At 45.9% G+C, this 19,861-nt stretch carries 12 protein-coding genes and 1 pseudogene; 5 read left to right on the forward strand and 8 right to left on the reverse strand.

Annotated elements, in window-relative coordinates:
• Positions 1 to 22: 22 nt before the first annotated feature.
• On the forward strand, positions 23 to 910 hold the full coding sequence (locus QUA99_RS20115; protein WP_333236170.1) for an ROK family protein: 888 nt from the start codon (positions 23 to 25) through the stop codon (positions 908 to 910).
• Positions 911 to 1,200: 290 nt separating this feature from the next.
• Here QUA99_RS20115 and QUA99_RS20120 read toward each other — a convergent pair whose 3' ends face one another.
• The 3 genes from QUA99_RS20120 to QUA99_RS20130 all read right to left on the reverse strand — a co-directional run bounded on the left by QUA99_RS20120 (position 1,201) and on the right by QUA99_RS20130 (position 4,788).
• A complete protein-coding gene (locus QUA99_RS20120) occupies positions 1,201 to 1,623 on the reverse strand; it encodes a hypothetical protein (RefSeq protein WP_333236171.1) in 423 nt (140 codons plus the stop codon).
• 468 nt (positions 1,624 to 2,091) lie between these two features.
• The gene (locus QUA99_RS20125) at positions 2,092 to 3,750 is read right to left on the reverse strand and encodes a CTP synthase (protein ID WP_333236172.1); all 1,659 of its coding nucleotides are present in this window, start codon (positions 3,748 to 3,750) and stop codon (positions 2,092 to 2,094) included.
• Between the two features lie 105 nt (positions 3,751 to 3,855).
• The gene (locus QUA99_RS20130; protein ID WP_333236173.1) at positions 3,856 to 4,788 is read right to left on the reverse strand and encodes an Rpn family recombination-promoting nuclease/putative transposase; all 933 of its coding nucleotides are present in this window, start codon (positions 4,786 to 4,788) and stop codon (positions 3,856 to 3,858) included.
• Positions 4,789 to 5,131: 343 nt separating this feature from the next.
• Here QUA99_RS20130 and QUA99_RS20135 point away from each other — a divergent pair, with 343 nt between their 5' ends.
• The 3 genes and pseudogenes from QUA99_RS20135 to cutA all read left to right on the forward strand — a co-directional run bounded on the left by QUA99_RS20135 (position 5,132) and on the right by cutA (position 9,552).
• Positions 5,132 to 7,711, forward strand: a complete 2,580-nt coding sequence (locus QUA99_RS20135) for a VIT domain-containing protein (RefSeq protein ID WP_333236174.1) — start codon at positions 5,132 to 5,134, stop codon at positions 7,709 to 7,711.
• Between the two features lie 253 nt (positions 7,712 to 7,964).
• Complete coding sequence (locus QUA99_RS20140) at positions 7,965 to 8,864, forward strand: pentapeptide repeat-containing protein (protein ID WP_333236175.1); 900 nt, start codon at positions 7,965 to 7,967, stop codon at positions 8,862 to 8,864.
• Positions 8,865 to 9,220: 356 nt separating this feature from the next.
• Positions 9,221 to 9,552: pseudogene (gene cutA / locus QUA99_RS20145) on the forward strand (divalent-cation tolerance protein CutA).
• A gap of 55 nt (positions 9,553 to 9,607) precedes the next feature.
• On the opposite strand, the gene QUA99_RS20150 reads toward cutA, so the two are convergent.
• Positions 9,608 to 10,147 carry a DUF2231 domain-containing protein gene (locus QUA99_RS20150; protein WP_333236177.1) on the reverse strand — a complete coding sequence of 180 codons (540 nt, stop codon included), beginning with the start codon at positions 10,145 to 10,147 and terminating at the stop codon, positions 9,608 to 9,610.
• A 51-nt stretch (positions 10,148 to 10,198) separates the two neighbouring features.
• The gene (locus QUA99_RS20155; protein WP_333236180.1) at positions 10,199 to 10,477 is read right to left on the reverse strand and encodes a hypothetical protein; all 279 of its coding nucleotides are present in this window, start codon (positions 10,475 to 10,477) and stop codon (positions 10,199 to 10,201) included.
• 218 nt (positions 10,478 to 10,695) lie between these two features.
• On the opposite strand from QUA99_RS20155, the gene QUA99_RS20160 reads away from it, so the two are divergent.
• Entirely contained in the window at positions 10,696 to 11,868 is a 1,173-nt protein-coding gene (locus QUA99_RS20160) for an FAD-binding oxidoreductase (RefSeq protein WP_333236203.1), read from the forward strand.
• Positions 11,869 to 12,147: 279 nt separating this feature from the next.
• On the opposite strand, the gene QUA99_RS20165 is transcribed toward QUA99_RS20160, so the two are convergent.
• From QUA99_RS20165 to QUA99_RS20175, 3 genes are all read right to left on the reverse strand, one after another.
• Entirely contained in the window at positions 12,148 to 13,266 is a 1,119-nt protein-coding gene (locus QUA99_RS20165; protein ID WP_333236182.1) for an ATP-binding protein, read from the reverse strand.
• Positions 13,267 to 13,270: 4 nt separating this feature from the next.
• A complete protein-coding gene (locus QUA99_RS20170) occupies positions 13,271 to 16,978 on the reverse strand; it encodes a PAS domain S-box protein (protein ID WP_333236184.1) in 3,708 nt (1,235 codons plus the stop codon).
• A 90-nt stretch (positions 16,979 to 17,068) separates the two neighbouring features.
• Positions 17,069 to 19,855 (reverse strand): adenylate/guanylate cyclase domain-containing protein, encoded by a 2,787-nt coding sequence (locus tag QUA99_RS20175; RefSeq protein ID WP_333236186.1) that lies wholly within the window; start codon positions 19,853 to 19,855, stop codon positions 17,069 to 17,071.
• Positions 19,856 to 19,861: the final 6 nt, after the last annotated feature.

Raw genomic sequence — 19,861 nt, forward strand, 5'->3', positions numbered from 1 at the left:
TGCATCCAAAATCCCAAATCGAATGACACAAGTAATCGGCATTGACTTAGGCGGAACCGCAATTAAACTCGGCAGATTCAGCGAAGACGGCATTTGTCACCAATCCTTAACTGTTCCAACCCCTCAACCCGCAACGCCAGAAGCCGTTTTAGCCGCGATGACCGATGCTATTTTACAACTGAATCCGGTCGAAAATGCTGTATGTGCGATCGGCATCGGCACTCCAGGCCCTGCAGACGCCACAGGCCGCATAGCCAGAGTAGCAATTAACCTCAAAAACTGGCATAACGTCCCCCTAGCTGACTGGTTGGAAGCTAAAACCGGACTGCCGACCATATTAGCAAATGATGCCAACTGTGCCGGATTGGGAGAAGCTTGGTTGGGCGCAGGAAGGAACTTTAAAGACCTAATCTTACTAACTTTAGGTACAGGCGTCGGCGGTGCAGTTATCCTAGACGGCAAACTATTTACAGGCCATCAAGGCGCGGCAGGAGAACTAGGATTGATTGCTATAAATCCCGACGGCCCGGAATGCAACAGCGGCAATCGCGGTTCTTTAGAACAGTATGTTTCCGTGCAAGCAATTCGCCGGGAAACGGGTTTGGAACCTCTAGAATTAGCCAATTTAGCTAAGTCTGGAGATGGCAAAGCTTTAGAATTTTGGCAAAATTACGGGCGCTATCTGGGTATCGGTTTGGCAAGTATAATTTATATTTTAACGCCGGAAGCTATTATTATCGGCGGCGGAATTAGTGCAGGTGCAGAATTTTTCTTACCTCAGGTTCAAGCCGAAATTCAGCAACGTGTACTGCCGAGTTCTCGCGAAGATTTGCAGTTATTGGTGGCTGAATTGGGCAATCAAGCAGGCATGGTAGGGGCAGCAAAATTAGCTTGGCAGCTCAATACTTAAAAATTAAAATGCAGCGTATTTTACAGCCATTTTTTCATATATAAACTTAGGGTGCGCCGCGCGCACATTACCACAAAAAAAATAAAATGAATGTTGGGAGTTACTAAAAATATTCTCCCTTCATCCTTCATTGTCGATCCTTCTAACTACAGTCCTGGACGCACACATACCAAAGAAACCGGGTTTTTTACCGAATCTGGGGGTCACAACCAAGTTTTTCCGTAAAAAAACCCGGTTTCTGAGCCTCGGTGCGTAAGTCCTAAACTAATGACTAATGACTAATGACTTTTTCATGGCAGAGATTGTCCAGTCGTATTTTTAATGTATTCCTGAATTTCTTGATAAGCGTCCGGGTTGCTTTGGCGCATGATAATAATATTAGTTGCGCTGTCCGGCAGGCAAAAGCTTAGCCGACCGTTCTGTTCGCAAGCAAAAGAGCTAATTCGACTCATGTCAATCGTAAATTCTTTGCGGTCATAATTAATTTTAATCCACGAGCCTCTAGAATTGCGATCGATGGTTTTTTTGAGGTAATCGAGAACTTGCTTGTAAGCCTCATAATTGCCTTGGGGATTGAGGATAATCGGCTGACTGCTATTAGGCAGCCAAAAGGTGATACGCTTGTTATCCAGTTCGCTAGAAAAAGCACTAATAGTGTCAAGATCAATTATGTATGTACTTTTCTCATAAGTAATTTTGCTCCAATAAGCCACAAAGCCTCCTCAAACTTGTGTTTCCTGGTATTTTAGGATAGTTTGACAACTCCTACCATTTTAGATTTTAGATTTTAGATTTTAGATTGGGCATGACAGATGACTATCGGGGTTGGGAACTTGCCTAAATTTGCATTCTTTTTAGAAACTGGTATCACTCTTGAAATCCAAACTAAAAATTCAAGTAAAAATATTAGCATTTTTACCTTCTGCCTTCTGCCTTTTGTCTTCTCCCTTGGGGTATTAGCCCCCCCAACCCCTATGCTAGGGCTGGGGTGTGAGGTTTTTCAATCGTTGAGAATGCGACCCGATATCATGTCCGGTAAGTGCGACCCCTATCAAATTATATTGGTCTGTTGGGCGGGTTTTGTAATGTCGATTGTCGCCCTGATTTGAATATTGTCTACTTTAACCCGCCCCTACAGACATCTAATATATCAGAACTAATCGATCGGACATGATATCGGATCAGTTTCCTGCAAGTTTCCCGGCCACCAAGTCGCGACCCTCATCTTTTAAAACATCCTGCTTTCCCTGGATGCTAGCCGCCTGGATAAACCCCTGAAACAAGGGGTGGGGCGCGCTAGGTCGAGATTGGAATTCGGGGTGAAATTGACTGGCTATGAAAAAGGGATGGTTGGGCAATTCGATCATTTCTACCAATCGGCCGTCAGGAGATGTCCCGCTGACTGCATAACCTGATTCTAAGAAAAGATTGCGGTAGGCGTTGTTAAATTCGTACCGGTGGCGGTGCCGCTCGTAAATCACTTCTTTCTGATAAAGTTTGAAAGCTAGGGTGTCTGGGTAGACGCGGCACGGATACAAACCCAGTCGCATTGTACCGCCCAAATCGACTACATCTTGCTGTTCTGGCAATAAATTAATTACCGGATTTGCTGTATCTGGGTTAAATTCAGCGCTGTTGGCATCCTCTAGTTGGGCGGTGTGGCGCGCCCATTCAATCACAGCACACTGCATCCCCAAACACAATCCCAAAAAGGGTATTTTATGGTGTTTGGCATATTCGATCGCCGCTATTTTGCCGTCAACTCCCCGAACCCCAAAACCTCCCGGTACAAGAATGCCGTTGATATCTTTGAGATAATTATCGAGGTTTCCCGATTCTAAATCTTCTGAGTTAATCCAGTGCAAATTCAGGTCGCAGCCGATCGCAATTGCCGCGTGCCGCAAAGCTTCGACCACCGAAAGATAAGCATCGTTCAAGCGCACGTATTTGCCAACTAAAGCAATATCAATCTTGTGGTTGGGACTGTAAAGCCGCTTGACTAAGGTTTGCCACTGAGTCAAATCGGGTTGCCGCGGTTCGAGTTGCAGCAAATTGATCGTTTGTTCGGCCAAACCTTCCTGTTCCATCATCAGCGGCACTTCGTAGATACTTTTAGCATCTTGAGCGGTGATGACGCATTCTTCCGGGACGTTGCAGAATTCCGACAATTTCTGTTTCATGCCCAAAGACAGCGGGCGATCGCACCGACAGACTAAAATATCTGGTTGAATGCCGATCGACCGCAATTCCTTCACCGAATGCTGAGTCGGTTTAGTTTTCATCTCCCCAGCCGAAGGAATCCAAGGTATCAGCGTGACGTGCATATACACAACATTTTGCCGCCCGACATCCTTGCGAAACTGGCGAATTGCCTCCAAAAACGGCAAAGATTCAATATCTCCCACCGTTCCGCCGATTTCCGTAATCACGACATCGGGATTGGTATTTTTGGCTACTCGGTGAATTCGCTCCTTAATCTCATTAGTGATGTGCGGAATCACCTGCACCGTGCTCCCCTGATACTCGCCGCGGCGTTCTTTGTTGATCACAGCTTGATAGATGGAACCCGTGGTGACGCTGTTGAGGCGCGACATGGAAGTATCGGTAAAACGCTCGTAGTGCCCCAAATCCAGGTCAGTTTCCGCACCGTCTTCCGTCACGAAAACTTCTCCGTGCTGAAACGGGCTGAGAGTGCCGGGGTCAACGTTAATATAGGGGTCTAGCTTCAAAATCGAGACTGAATAGTCCCGCGACTTCAATAGGCGGCCCAAGGAAGCACCGACAATACCCTTGCCGATGCTGGAAACCACGCCGCCAGTCACAAACACAAATTTGCTCATAGGATTTTCGACTTTAGATGTTTCAATGTCAGGTCAGACTCAAATGTGACATAGGTAATCGATAAGGGCAACCACGGGGGATTGCCCCTACACCCCTTTGAGCTATCATTGACGATTGTTATGTGCTTGCAACCAAGTTGTCAAATCTGACACACTGGCAAAGTCTAATAGTGCCTCTCCTAGATTCTCTAATTGCTGAGCGGATAACTGAGCGATGCGAGTTTGAATCTCCGGCGACAAGGGGCCGACACGGCGCTCCAACTGACGAACAATTAACTCCAACTTTCCTTGTTCGATGCCTTGTCTGATTCCTTGTTCTATCCCCATTCTGGTAGCTTTGGTAATGGCACCGCGCTGGTCTTGAATAAAAATTTCTCGCCTTTCTAAATCTTCCAATTCATCAGGATCGAGATTCGCTTCATTCGCAATTGCAAAAGCCTGCCGGAGTTCCGGCACATTTCCCAACTCTTCGGGAACCGACCGTAAAATTTGAGCAGTTTTCATGAAATATATCCACTTATCTGTCAGCGTTTCTAACTCCTGTAATGTCTTGTCAAATTTTGGCAATTCAACAAATACCAGTTCAAATTCATCAGCTAGATATTCGGTTAAAAAATTTTTTTCTTTGAAAACAAAGCGCGAAATCACTGTTTCCAGATGATCAAACATTTGAAAATCTGTAATCGTCAGAGCAATCACAGGGTTTAACAAGCTGTAACGGCTTCCTGTGGTTAGCTGCATTGAATAAGCTTTAGTGGCATTGTATAAAATCCGCTTCTCGAATGACTCTACATTCAATACTTGCATTTCAATAATTACCGTTTTGTTGCCATCAATCTTAGCTTTGACATCCAAGTAAGTATCTTTGACTCCTTTGATTTTGGGAGCTAAATAAGGGTCAATAATTTCTAAATCTTCGATGACTGGCTGTGCTTCGTAGAGCATGGCATTCAAGAAACTAATCAAAATGTCCTTACTCTCAGCAGAGCCGAATATTTTTTTAAATGCAAAGTCGGTTTTGGGGTTAATAAAATTCATGGCAATTTTAATTTATTAAAGGTTAAGAGGTTGAGGTTAGAGTTATTTAATTATTTAACTATCATACAATCTTCTCGGTTGGGGTTCGCGGACGATCGCCCCAACCGACATCACCCCAATAGGGATCAAGCGGCTGACAGCAGTCGCCCTGAGCAATCATGGCTTCGACAAAAGTTCCAGCGCCCAGTCCGCCCCTAGGCGAGTCAATCTAAAATCTAAAATCTAAAACCTAAAATCAGCCCTACGCCCTTGGTGATTTTTGCCAAAAAACTAACTCAGGAACGTTTCGGCAATGGTAAAGTCATGGTAAACAAAGCATCTCAAGTCTGCTAAAAAAACAGCTATGAAGTTTGTCTGCGTTCTATCCCCTCAACGGTTGCTTTGTACTGGTATGGCATTGCTCGCTGCGATCCTCTTCGAGGGCTTCGCTAACGAGTGTAGCGCGTGGCTCGCTCCCAATGCCGCGCGGGCAAAAGATCCTGGGGAAAATTATTCGTCTCTGTCGCCGCAAATCCTCGCTAGTAACGATGTTAATTGCAATGGCGGACGATCGCCCGAAACTCGCTGTCCAGTCGGCGGTTTGTTCGTCAAAACTCCCAATACGACCCCAGAACAAGTCTTTCCTCTCAAGCAGACTGAAGTTAAAGCCAAAATAGCTGGCAATATCTCCCGCGTCGAAGTTGTTCAGAAGTTTGAAAATCCTTTTCCCGAATCTTTAGAAGCTGTTTATGTATTTCCTTTGCCCGACGAAGCGGCGGTGGACGATATGGAAATTAAAATAGGCTCGCGAACTATTAAAGCTGATATCAAACGCCGCGAGGAAGCTTTGGAAATTTACGAACAAGCCAGAAAGCAAGGCCGGACTGCTGGTTTGTTGGAACAAGAACGCGACAATATTTTTACTCAGTCTCTCGCTAATATCAAACCGGGAGAAAAAATTGAAGTTACGATTCGCTACACCGAAAGTCTCAAATTTGCCGGCGGCGATTACGAATTTGTGTTTCCAATGGTGGTAGGGCCGCGGTATATTTCGAGAAATTCGACCCCCCCCAACCCCCCCTTACTAAGGGGGGGCGATGCTCAATTCCCCCCCTTAGCAAGGGGGGGGCAGGGGGGGGTTAATACCGATGCCGATCGCATTAACCCGCCTGTATTGGCTCCAGGAACGCGATCGGGTCACAATATCGCTGTTTCGGTAGAAATAGATGCCGGAGTGGCGATCGGGGATGTCCGCTCTACTTCCCATCAAATTACCACTCACCGCAGCGGCAATATTGTACAAGTCCAATTAGCCAATTCTGACACAATTCCCAATAAAGATTTAATTCTGCGCTATCGAGTCGCGGGTGAAAATACTCGGGCAACTATTTTGACTCAATCCGACAAGCGGGGCGGTCATTTTGCTACTTATTTAATTCCGGCATTAAACTACAAAACTAATGAAATTGTACCTAAAGATGTCGTGTTTTTAATGGATACTTCCGGTTCTCAGCAGGGCGAACCGCTAGCAAAATCTAAGGAGTTGATGCGCCGCTTCATTGAAGGACTGAATCCCAACGATACTTTTACTATTATTGATTTTGCAAATACTGCAAAAGCGCTTTCAACAAATCCTTTAGCAAATACGGCTGCCAACCGACAAAGCGCCATTAATTACATCCAAAACTTGCAGGCAAACGGTGGCACTGAACTGCTTAACGGCATTCAAGCAGTGATGAATTTTCCGGCGGCGGCAACGGGAAGGCTGCGGAGTATTGTACTAATTACTGACGGTTACATTGGCAATGAAAATGAAGTGCTAGCGCGGGTTCAGGGGAGTCTGAAACCGGGAAATCGACTTTATAGTTTTGGTGTCGGCGGTTCGGTGAATCGGTTTTTGCTCAACCGTTTGGCGGAAGTGGGAAGAGGCACGTCTCAAGTAATTCGTCAAGATGAACCGTCAGCAGAAGCGGCAGAAAAGTTTTTTCGGGAAATTAATCGTCCGGTATTGACTAATATTCAAATTAGTTGGGAAGGAATGGGGGAAAAACCGGAGATTTATCCGATCGCACCCCCAGACTTGTTTGCGAGTGGGCCGCTGGTTTTGTTTGGCAAAAAGACCGATCGAGCTAACGGACAACTTCGCATCCGCGGCACTCTTGCGGGCGGCAAAGCTTACGAGCAAGTTTTACCTGTTAATTTTGCTCGATCCGGCGGGCGGCAGCGGGAGTCTACTTCCGTCGCAGCAACCGCTACGGATTTTGGCAATCCGGCGGTAGCTCAGCTTTGGGGGCGATCGCGCATTAAAGATTTAATGAATCAAATGTTTGGTGGGCAGACTAAATCTCTGGTGGAAGCTGTAACTAATACTGCTCTGACTTATCGGTTGCTGTCGGAATACACGGCTTTTGTGGCTGTGAGCGAAGAAGTGCGAGTCGAACCAGATGGAACTCGCCGCCGCGTGCAAGTGCCTGTGGAATTACCGCAGGGTGTCAGCTATGAAGGTATTTTTGAGTCCGAGGGGGCTGAGCAAACTAGAGGCGGCACTCGCAGCGTTACCTCGAATCGCAACTCCGCACCGGTGAGTCCAATTCCTGTTATGCCGCCGCCGCGGCCGCGAAGTTACGGTGAGTTGCAACCATCGCAGCCAAAGGCTTCTCGCCTCCAAGTAGTTAGCGCCGAAGGGTTGGATGCCGGGGCACTCGCCGCTTTGACTCAATACTTGCAATCTGTCAATCTCCCGGCGGGGGTTAGCGGTGAAATGGTGTGGGAGTTATCGGTACAAAACGGCCGTGTTGCCCGAGCGGCGATCGACCCTCAAACATCGACGCTGCAAGCAACAGACGCCGTAGATACTCTCGATAAGGCCTTGAGTTCCTGGCAACCTCCCGCAGGATTCAAGGGCTCGCTGCGCCTGAAGTTGCGAATCACTGTCGATCGTTAAGCAATGACTGTCTATGTCAAAAAACATTAACTTTTAATTCAAAAATACCGAAAGCGCGATCGGTACCGCGAGGAAGATATAAAATCTTTATTAAGAGATTGCCTTTAAACAGAAAGTGATGTTAAAGGGATTTATACAGTTTGAGGCAAATGCTGAAACAGTCTAATTTCTAAAACAGTTCTCTTTCTGAAACAACCTTAACAGTAAAGATTTCTGGATCCACACCCCTCAATCGTAGAAGGTATCACGCCCTATGGAAGTTAGCGAACTGCTCAACAATTACGAAAAAGGACAAAGAGACTTTACCGGAGCCGACCTCAGCGGGAAAAACCTCAGCGGAGCAATCTTAATCGGAGTCAACCTTTCGCGAGCTAATCTTTCTGCGGCGAACCTCAGCAGAGCTTTTCTCACCAAAGCAACACTCAAAGGCGCACAGATGCAGAGAACAAATCTGAGTTTTGCCAAAATGGGCGAAACCAAACTCTTATGCGCAGATTTGACAAAAGCTAATCTCAGCGGAGCTTTTTTGGTAAAAGCAAAATTGCCGAGAGTAAAGTTAAGCGGCGCAACTTTAACCGGCGCAAACCTGCGGGGTGCTGTGTTGTGGAATGCCAATTTGTGCAGCGCCGACTTGCAATTAGTTAACTTGCTGGGGGCGAATCTGACGGGAGCTAATTTTAAATGGGCCAACCTTTACGGTGCAAGGCTCAACAGTGCAAAACTTTTGGGAGCTCAATTAACCGGAGTGAGTTTGCGGCGAGCGCAGTTGACAGGGGTGAATCTCTGCGGTGCAGATTTGAGCGGCGTTAACGTGAGTGAAGCTAAACTGATGGGAGCTAATTTGGAAGGCTCGAATTTGGCGGGGGCAAATTTTAGCGCGGCTCAATTGCGGGGGGTGAAGTTGGCGGGTGCAAACTTAACCGGGGCTAAGTTAAAGGGAAGTTGTTTGAGAGGGGCAAATCTGAATTGGGCGAAGCTGTGTCAAGCTGATTTGATGGCAGCAGATTTGAGCGAGGCGACGTTAATAGGAGCTAATTTAGATAATGCTTTGTTGGCGGGAGCTATTTTGCCGGAATCTACTAGGCGCTATTTTTCATTAGCTGGAGCTGGCAAAGTCAATTCTTGGGAAGTTACCGAAATTAAAAATGGGTAATGAGGAAGGAAGATGGGAAATTTTGGGCGATTAAATTGGGAGCATCTCATATTTGTAAAAACACTTCTTCTGGCTCCTTCCTCCTTCCTCTTTCCTCGCAGCAAGAGAGCCTCAAAACAGAGATTTCTACCTGGGCTGCTTTCATTGAGAGGCTCCCGCTCAAATCTGGTAACTGCGGAATTACAGGCGAGTGCCAGCGTCCAGATCGCACTGCTTGAAAATCAATGGACGAACTCGCGCGCAAAGAAACCGGGTTTTTTAACCGAGATTTAGGGTTTAAACCAAGTATTTTGCTTGAAAAACCCGGTTTCTCGGCCTCGGTGCGTAAGTCCTATAATCTAAAATTTAAAATCGTTATGACTGTTAATTTTGGGGTGGTGCTGGTAACTGCTGCATCGGAGGCGGAGGCGGAGAATCCGCTAAATATCTAGTTGAAAACAAGCTGGCTGCTTGTGTGAGTTTGTTGCCAATTCCCTCTGTTTATACTTGACAAGGCGAGATTCATGCGGAGTCAGAGTGGCAGTTGGTGATTAAAACTGATTTGGCTAAATTTGAGGCTTTCAAAACAAAAGTTCAGGAACTCCATTCCTATGAAGTTCCCGAAATTATTGCTATTCCTATTATCGCTGGCAGCGATGCTTATCTGAATTGGCTGGGACAATCTTTAAGTTTGCAGTCAAGACTGTAGTCCTAAATTATCCAATGAAGAGGAACTGAAGCCTTTACTAAAAACGGTCAGGAACCTAGGAATTATGACTGGTAGGGCCGATGACGCCGATTTTGTGGCGAAAACTTAGTTCGCCGCCGAACCAGCCTGTAACGCCCAGCAAGGTTGCCACGACGATCGATATTGCTAAACCTGTATATACGATCGGCTCAGCCGGATTTCCTTGTCGCAACAGCAAGTTAATCAGGGAAAGTACCAAAGCCGCCACATTGCCGCCCATGTGCAACCAACCGGCACTGCGCTCCCGCACTCTTTTTATTTTGAAAAAATCTAAAAAGCCCGTGATTCCCGCCAAAATCCCCGCACCAAAACCGGCACCGATCAGCCAAACCGAAGCTCTCGCCCAAAACGGATCGCTTGTCAGCCAATAACCGATATCCGAACCGGCGGCTCCTACTAAAAAGGCTACCGGAAACACGATCAGCACTGGGTGGAGGGGATGACCTGCAACTGAAACTGTGCTTGTAATGCCGGCATCGCGGTATTCTGTGTCGTCACTTTCGAGAATCGGCGGAATATTGGGATAGGGCGTACTATTTCTTTGATTTGTTTCCATGATTTCTACAGATAACTTTTGTACAACAAACCCGTTTTTATTGGATTGAAATTAATCCCAAATCCGCTCGCCATTTTCGTCAACGCGGGCCTGCCGAATTACGTCGGAAATTTCCTCGGCGTCTTTGACGTGGTGCAAAGCTTTCTTTTCCCCGTCTGGTTCTTCTACGATCACATAAGTTGGAACTGTAACAACATCTCCCGTGATGTCTGGCACGTGGTCTACCGCCAGTTGCTGGGCTTTTTCTTCAATGGTTTGCGGTTCGTCGGAAATACGATCGCCCGGATTGACAGTGCGCTCCATATCTTTGCCTGGTTTGTCGATACTCATAAAAACCTCTCTGGTATTTCTAATTTTTTTGCTGATGCTGGCTGTAATTCCTACTATTGAACGAAAAATATCCCTGCGCCAACATCTCCCGAGGGGTGGAAGTTTCAGTTATGCCGATCGCAGGCAGCCTCTACCTACAGGAAGAGGCTTTTCGATTGGTTCCGAAAAAACCTAAGCTAAAATCTAAGCATGATATTTTCCTTACCTTTGAGTTGCCCATGAAAAGTTACGATTGGATTGTTGTCGGCGGCGGCATTACGGGTGCGTCACTGAGTTACGAACTGGCAAAAAAAGGTTTTGGTGTGCTGCTTTTGGAACGAGATGCTACCATGCAAAATGCTACTCGTTTTAGTTACGGCGGCTTGGCTTATTGGTCGGGAACGACTGATTTAACTCGTCAATTGTGTCGGGAAGGTATCGAACGCCACCGCAATTTATCGGCCCAATTAGATGCTGATACTGAGTTTCGCGAGTTGGATTTGTTGCTGACAATTGATTCGGGTATTGATGCCGAAAAAGTAGCGGCTAATTACGCGCATTTTGCGATTGTTCCGCAGCTTTTGAGCGTTGCAGAAGCTGGCGAGTTGGAACCTTTGCTGAATAAAAGCGCGATCGCCGGAGCTCTGACTGTGCGTCACGGTCACATTTCGCCGACAGCCACAAATAAAGCTTACTGTCAAGGGTTTATGCGGTTGGGAGGAACTATAGAATTTGCTGAAGTAATTGGGTTTATAGAAGAGGGAAATCGGATTTCGGGAGTCAAGACGGCCCAGGGAATTTATCGTTGTCAAAATGCGGTTGTTTGTGCAGGAGGTTGGAGTCGGAGTTTGCTGAAGCTGGCTGGTGTTTCTGTGGGAGTTTATTTTACTCGCACGGAGATTTTGGAAACTGCACCTGTGGATTTGAAACTCAGGACTTTGGTGATGCCTGCAGTATTAAAACGTTTTGAATTGGAAGCTGAATCGAGTAGAATTGAGGTGGATTTTCTTTGGGATGAACCTGGTAAAGAGTTGCTGTCGCCGATTTTAGATTCGGGTGCAATTGGGTTTAATGATGGCAGTTTGCGGATCGGGCAATTGTCGCGCACTTTGAGCGATTTGAATGCTAAAGTCGATCGCGAAACCAGCGAAACGGCAATTCGTGCAGGCATCAGCAAGGTTTTGCCTGCTTTGGCAGCTTTACCGGCAACTTGGCACGAGTGTATTGTGGCATTTAGCGCTGATAATTTGCCCGTAGTGGGGCCGATTGCCGATCGCCCCGGATTGCACGTTTTTTCTGGTCTCAGCAATCCTTTGACTATTGTACCTGCTTTGGCTGAGCGATTTGCTAATTGGGCGGGGGGAGAAGAAGATAGGGCGATCGAGCTTTTATCTCCCGATCGATTTGCTTAAAAATGATATCATGTCCGGCCGGATTCAGACTTGTATGAATTTTGTAGGGGCGGGTTCACTAACAATAATTGCCTGTAATCTACAATCTCATAAACCCGCCCCCCCGATACTTTTATCTCCTCTCCGTTGAATTGTCCGCGATGAAATTCTGTCGCGTGGTGGGGGCTGGTTTATGTAGATTGTTAGTCTGGATGATAGATTGTTGGTGAAACCAGCCCCTACAAGTATTGTGCTTATTTTACCGGACATGACTAATGACTACTGACTACTGACTACTGACTAATGACTCAACACTAAAAAAGGCAGCGCGACAATAAACGTAGTACCTTTGCCTAGTTCACTTTCCACACTTATTGTACCGCCGTGCAGGTCAACTATGTGTTTGACAATGCAAAGTCCCAACCCCGATCCTTTAATCTTGCCTACATTAGCACCCCGTTCAAACTGCTGAAATAATTTCTCCTGATATTCCGATGTCATGCCAATCCCTTCATCTCTAACGCAAAAAATTACTTGTTTACCCTCACAGCTTAATTCTAGACATATATTCCCACCATTAGGAGAATATTTTATAGCGTTTGACAGCAAATTAGTGAGGAGGTGTTGCAGCAGTTTTGCATCCAGATTAGCTTGGATTTTTTCTGTTTGATTGCGGAAAGCTACTACGTGTTTTTGAGTAGCGAGGGGTTGCATTTCTTCTAAAATAGATTTGCACAAATCTATCACATTTACCGGATTTAAATTCAAGGAAAGTCTGCCAGATTCGGCTTTGCTGAGCATTAAAATTTCCTCCAGCAATTCACTCATATTGCTGACAGCTTTTTTGATACGTTCGACATTTTTATTGGTCGTTCCTGGGGTTTTCTGCAATTCGCTATCTTCCAACATTTCAGCCGATAGCTGTATGGTAGTTAAAGGAGTGTTTAAATCGTGGTATGCCATTGAAATAAATCGCGATCTGTTTTCGCTTTTTGCTGCTGCCAATGCAATTAGTTGTTGCATTTTAACGGCTTCTTGATGTTTGCTCAGCGCTATCTTGATGGTGGCGTGCAGTTCTCTTTGTTTAAACGGTTTGAGGAGGTAGCCGTAAGATCCAGTATTTTCGGCTCGCTGCAAAGTTGCGTCATCGGCATAGGCAGTTGTATAGATAATTGGGATATCTAATTCTTGATTAATTATTACTGCTGTTTCTATGCCGTCAATGTCGCCTTTGATGACTATATCCATTAAGATTAAATCTGGTTCCAATTCGCCTGCGCGCTTGATGGCATCGGCTCCTGAAGAAACGATGTCTGCGATTTGATATCCCAACTTTTCTAATTTTTGGGCTAAACTTTTAGCAATTAATAGTTCGTCTTCGACAATCAAAATATTAATTGCTTTTTCTGCCAAATCCATGATTTTAAAACCTTTGAGAGTAGTTTAACTCGTTAAATTTTAGGTAAAACGCGGTGCCAGCTTGTCTTGACAGTTCGATGCTTCCTTCTAACTGCTCAGTTAAAGTGCAGACAACTTGAAAGCCCATTGAGTTAGTTTTCCGGAAATCTAAGTTTTCAGGAAAGCCGATCCCGTTGTCCTTAACTAAGAGGTTGATTTCTCCATCGCCCGTTTGATAACATTCTACACTAACTGTACCGCTAGTGCCATCAGGAAAAGCGTGTTTGAGGGTATTTGAAACCAATTCATTGGCAATTAAACCGCAGGGACTAGCAGTTTCAATATTTAGGTAAATTGGTTCAGCTAATACCTGCAACTGAATGCGATTGTCACTAATATTGTAAGAGTGAAACAAGTTACTTACTAAATCTTCGAGATATTCGCCAAAATTGATTTGCGCCAGGTTAGTCGATCGGTACAGTTTCTCGTGAATCAGAGCCATAGAGTAAAGGCGATTCTGACTTTCTTCAAACATCTTGGCTATTTGCTGGTCGGCAACTGTGTTAGATTGCAATTCTAACAGACTGGCAACTACGCAGAGGTTGTTTTTGACGCGGTGGTGAATTTCTTTGAGCAAAATTTCTTTTTCTTTGAGGGAGTTTTTCAAATTTGCTTCTGCTTGTTTGCGATCGCTCAGTTCAGCTTGCAGTTGCTGGTATAGCAAAGATTGCTGAATGGCGATCGCTAATTGATTTACCAACTGCTGAAATAAATTCATTTCCCATTCTTGCCACTGGCGAGGGCGATCGCATTGATGGGCAATCAGCAATCCCCAAAGCTGGCTGTGCTGAATAATGGGCACTACTAACTTTGCCCTAACTTGAATTTCTTTCATAAACTCCATCACACAAGGTGTAATGCTGGGAGAATCTAGTTCGGAAATCGCAGAAATTCGCCCTTGCAAATAAAGCTGATAACTTTCAGGCGGAAAAACTTCTTCGCCAAAACATCTATCCACGAGTTTGCTGCATCCTTCTGCCACGGCTTCAGCAATGACTCGCCCGCCGCTTTTGGGTAAAATTTGATAGACCAAAACTCGATCGGCTAACAATACTTGCTGGAGTTCGGCAACCGTAGTGTTGAGAATTTCTTCTAATTGCAAAGACTGGCGGACGCGACGGGCGATCGCCTCGACGAGCCGTTCTCGCTCGAATTGCTGTTGCAGCGCGATTTCGGCATATTTAGAATTGGTGATCTCGGCGGCGTAACCAATAATTTCGATCGGAATTCCCCTGCTGTCAACCAATAGTTTCAGTTCCGTCCGCAGCCAGCGGTAAAGTCCATCTCGGTGCAGAAAACGGTACTCGCAAATGCAGTTTTTACCCTCGGACAAATCAGAAAAATTTACTAAAAATTGTTGCCGATCTTCCGGGTGAATCCGGCTCGACCAAAATTTAGAATCTGCTAACAGTTCTTGGGGTTCGTAGCCAACGATTGCCTTAACGTTGTCGCTAATATAAGTAGTACAAAAATCTCCTGTAGGTGCAGCAGTAAAAATTACTGCCGGATTAGAAGCCAGTAAAAATTGCAGGCGTTCTTTTAACTGCTGAAATTCCATTTCTGCCCGCTTGCGATAACTGATATCTTCGATCGCCCCCATACTGTAAAGAGGAATTCCCTCGCGGTTCCGGATCAGCGTCACCGTCAAGTTAGCCCACATCAGCTCGCCATTCTTCTTAATCAAGCGTTTTTCGATCCCGAAGCGAGAAATATTACCCTCGACCAACTGCTTGACTTGCTCCACATCTGCTTGTAAATCTTCTGGATGCGTGAGTTCAGTAAAAGTCATGGTCGCCAACTCCGAATCGCTGTAGCCCAACATCTGGCGGTGAGCTTCATTCACTTTGATAGTGCGGTAGTCGCGCACGCTTGTCAAACCGATCGCGATCGGAGCATCGTCAAATAAGTTGCGAAACTTTTCCTCGCTTTTTTGGAGTGCAGCTTCTGCCTGTTTGCGAGCGGTAATGTCTCGGGCGACCCACATCACCCGCTCAAATTCCAGCGGCGAAATAGTGGCATCAAACCAAAATAACTTGGAGCCAATTTCCATCCTGTATTCAACTCTGTGGGTTTGGCCGGATGCCAATGTTTGGCGAATGTGACCCAGGGCAAAATTAGCTTCGGCTTCTGGAAAGATTTCGGCGAGGGTTTTTCCCAGCACTTCATTAGCCGGTTTGTACAGCAGTTCGGGAGCCGTGGGGGCTATTTTGAGGTAGCGGCCGGTTGCGTCGAAAACCAGCACGATATCCGTCATGGCATTAAACAGCGCCAGCAGTTCTGCTTCGGAGTTTTGGAGTTTTTCTTCGGTCAATTTGCGATCCGTAATCTCGGTGTCAGTGCCAGTCAGGCGCAAGGCCTTGCCGGAAGCCGATCGGATCGCGCTGCCGCGGGCAAGTATCCAGCAGGTACTCCCGTCTTTGCGCAGCATCCGGTGTTCTACTTCATAAATTTCTGTCACACCTTCTAGATAAGCCTTTACTGCTTCCTCGACTGCAACTCGATCGTCGGGATGAACGCGAGACACCCAATTTTCCATGCGGTTGGGAATCTCTGCATCCTGATAGCCCAACAAAGCTTTCAAAGACGGAGCAATGTAGATTTCGTCGGTTTCCAAATTCCAGTCCCAAACACCCACTTTGCCAGCCGATACTGCCAGTTCGTACCATTGAGTCCGCTGCTGGACTCGTCGTTCTAACTCTGCATTGAGCTGTTGCAAAGCGATTTCTGCTTGTTTGCGCTCCGTGACATCGCGGCCTGCTGCTTGATACTCGACGATTTCTCCGCTCTGGTTGAATATAGCCCGATCGATCCACTGCTGCCAGCGAATTTCCCCGCTCGGCAAAATGACTCGGTGTTCGCACGTAAAAACAGGCTTGTCGGGAGACACACAAGTATAGTGCTCTTGAAAAAGTTCTCGGTCTGGTTCTGGGATCAGCGTCATGAAGCTGTTGCCGAGCAAGTCTTCTGGTTGCAAGCCGAAATAACGGCAGTAAGCTTGATTGACAAATGTGATTTTACCGTCGGGGAGGTAGCGGCAAATCAGTTCGGTTTGGTCTTCCACAATTGCCCGGTAGCGCGCCTCGCTCTGCTGCAGGGCATTTTCGGCATTTTTGCGATCGCTGACTTGTTTGGCGATTTCTGACTGGTTTTCTAATATTTCACACTGTTTTTGCTGAAGTTTGACAAATTTTTGCTGCAACTTTTTGACTCGCCTGTAAATTTCTCGGCGTATTTTTTTTTCGCTGACTAAACCTACGGGCTGACCCCGTTCGTCCACAATTGGCAAGCAATCGATCGAGTGTTGACAAAATAGCTTAAATGTGGTAGAAATATCTCTAAATTCTGATTCTTTTAAGAAAATGAAATTCCGCGTCATGGCATCGGCAACTTTCATTGTTTGCCATCCAGATTCGGAGGCGACTAAGTTCAGCACATCTTCCGGGCTTAGCAGTCCGACTAGCTGATTTTCATCGACAACTAAGACGCAACTAATCGAGGCTTTTACCCTTTCGTTTGAGTGCGGCGGTGAATTAGGTAGCGGACAAGGGTTTCTCGCCCCACGCATCAGGGCGATCGCATCCCCGAGGGAAGTAGAGGGCGCAACCGTCACAGGGTGGCGATCCACAACTTCGTCGGGCGATCGTAAATTTGCGGGCAAATTAGCAAGTTGCATCAGTCTTGGCGAAAAAGTATTGCTAATTAACTTTAGCAACACTTTTTGTCATCAGCTAGAGGACTGATGACTGATGAGTTATAACAGACATTATTTTTTCCGAAGTAGAATATAAGTTTTCATTTCCCCTTTGCCTTTAACTTCAATAATTCCCCGCTCCTGAAACAAATATTTGTCTGCCAGTAACTTATAAGTAGTTTCGCTGACTTGAATCCGCCAAGGCAAACCCTGAGATTCCATGCGGGAAGCAATATTTACCGTGTCGCCCCACAAATCGTAAATAAACTTCTTAATGCCAATTACTCCGGCAACAACCGGGCCGCTGTGAATGCCAATGCGTATGCTAAAATATTTATTATGGCTAGTATTAAATCGGGCTATTTCTGCTTGCATATCTAGGGCCATTTGGGCGATATCCTCTGCGTGGTCGGCGCTGGGTTCCGGTAGTCCTCCTACCGCCATGTATGCGTCGCCGATAGTCTTAATTTTTTCTAACCCGTGCTGTTGGCACAAAATGTCGAATCCTGAGAAAATCTGATTGAGGATCTCCACGAGTTCGATCGGATTCATGACGGCAGACAAAGCAGTAAACCCTACAATGTCGGCGAATAAAACAGTCACTTCCGGAAAGTATTCGGCAATAGTAGTTTCGTTTTGTTTGAGGCGTTCTGCTATTGCTTGCGGCAAAATATTTAGCAGCAGCTTTTCGGATTTTTCTTGTTCTTCCCGCAAAGCATCTTCTGCTTGCTTCCGTTCCGTAATGTCGTGGTAACTCCAGACTCTGCCGATAATTTCATCTCCCAGCCGCTGCGGTTGCGAATAGCGTTCAAAAAATCTGCCGTCTTGAAATTCCAATAAGTCGTAACTTTCGGCTTCTGGCTGCTCGTAAAGCGATTCTATTCTTGCTTGAAATGCTTGAGGGTCTTTGAGTTGTTTCAGAAAAAAAGCGTTCATTGTGGCGTCATCTCGCAGTGCCATCACTTCGTTAGGTATGCGCCACATTTCCACAAATTCTCGATTGAAAGTGACTATTTTTCCGCTCCTGTCAATAGCTAAAATACCGTCCGCAGTAGAATCAAAAGTTGCTTGCAGCAGGGATATAGATTTGGCTAGGGCGTCTTCGGCCATCTTTCGAGCCGTAATGTCTCGCAAAATAGCGCGAATCGCTACTAGCGAACCTTCGGCAAATTTACAGCTTATGCTGCCTTCCAGCCAAATTTGTTCGTGATGTTTAGTAATAAATATTGCTTGAATAGAGTCTGGATACAACGTCTTTTTATTTACGGTCTTTTTGGTAATAGCTTGATAGAATATGTCCAGAGACTCTTGAGAACTGTTGGGATGAATGATATCAAAAACAGTCATTTGAGCAATTTCTGCTTCGCTGTAGCCCAGAGTTTCCCGCCAAGCCCGATTAACATACAAAAAATGACCGTCTGCTCCAATACTTTGAATTAAGTCAGTAGCATTTTCAAATAAGTCTCGCAGTTGTTCTTCACTTTCCCGCAAAGCTATTTCCGCTTGCTTTCGCTTGATAAATTGACCGACTTGGCTACCGATTGTTGCCATTGTCTGGAGCAATTCTTCATCGAAACACTGCACTTCCAGGCTAAAGAAAGTCATCACCCCCAAGACAGACCGGGCAGAATTTTCCGGCTCGTAGTCGCCCAAAATCGGGAAGCCAAAAGCTCCGTGCAGTCCTTCTTGGGCGGCGATTTCTCGGCGTAGAAACCCGTCGCTTTCTGTGACATCTGCAATCCACTGAGAGGAACCGCTGGCCCAAACGAGACCGGGCAATCCTTCGCCAAAGGCACAGGTCATTGTTTCGGCAAATTCGGCAAATTTGGGGATGGAAACTGAGCGTTTTTTCCAACTGGCGACGCACCGCAGCAAATTGGGGTCGGAAACAGCATTTATTCTGTTACTTCCTGACAGCAGTTTTTCCCCAGCTTCCGGCATCCAAAGTTCACCGGTATCCCATCCCAAACTGTTGCAAATTACGGGAATAATTGCTGCTAGAGCTTTTTTGATTGTTTCGGATGCCGACAGGATGCGAGTGGTGACGTACTGAGCTATTTTTCGCTTGCTCGCTCGCTGTCTGTCTGTAACGTCGCGACCGATGTACACGAAATCTTGGACGGCGGCCCAAGAGCCAGAAATGCCTGTAATGTCAGCCGGAATCGCAGTACAGGAAAAGGCAACTGTTAGCTTTTCTCCGGTTTTTGCCGTGCAAATTACTTCGGCGTTAGTTTGCGATTGCTGAGGTCCCTCTTGGCTGACTGCTGGCAAAGAGGAGCCCACAGCAGCAAGAGCATCTATTTGCTGGCCGACTAATTCCGATTCGCTGTAACCGAACAAATCTTGAGCCGCTTGATTGACTTTTTTAATTTTTCCCGTGGCCGTTGTTACCAACAAAACTTCTGCCATTGAAGTAATAATTTTTTCCACATAATTATTAGTAGCCGCTAAGGTAGTCAACAAAATATTCATTTCATTGGTAGCTTGGACTAGAGTTTGTTCCAAACCCATCCTGTCGGTTACATCTTCAAAAAATATAATTAATCTCTGATAATTATCGTCATTGCTGAACTCGACGATATACATATCAAAATAAAGCTGCAAGCCATTTTCTAATACCCGCGCGATTGCTTTTAATTCAAAATTGGGCAAACGTCTTTCAAAAATATCGATTAAAATTTCTTCAGTTCCCACCAATTCTGGAAAGGGAATGCGGACATCGTTGCCGGCGACTACTTCCTCGGGACTATCGGCAAACCGCTGCACTTTGAGAGAGATTTCTTGGATTAAAAAGTCTTTATCCAGTGCTAGGTACTCCAAGTGGTGGGGAACTAACAGTTTTTTTAATAAGGTTTTCATGTGATA

It is taken from the genome of Microcoleus sp. F10-B2 (assembly GCF_036704965.1).
Classification (GTDB): domain Bacteria; phylum Cyanobacteriota; class Cyanobacteriia; order Cyanobacteriales; family Microcoleaceae; genus Microcoleus.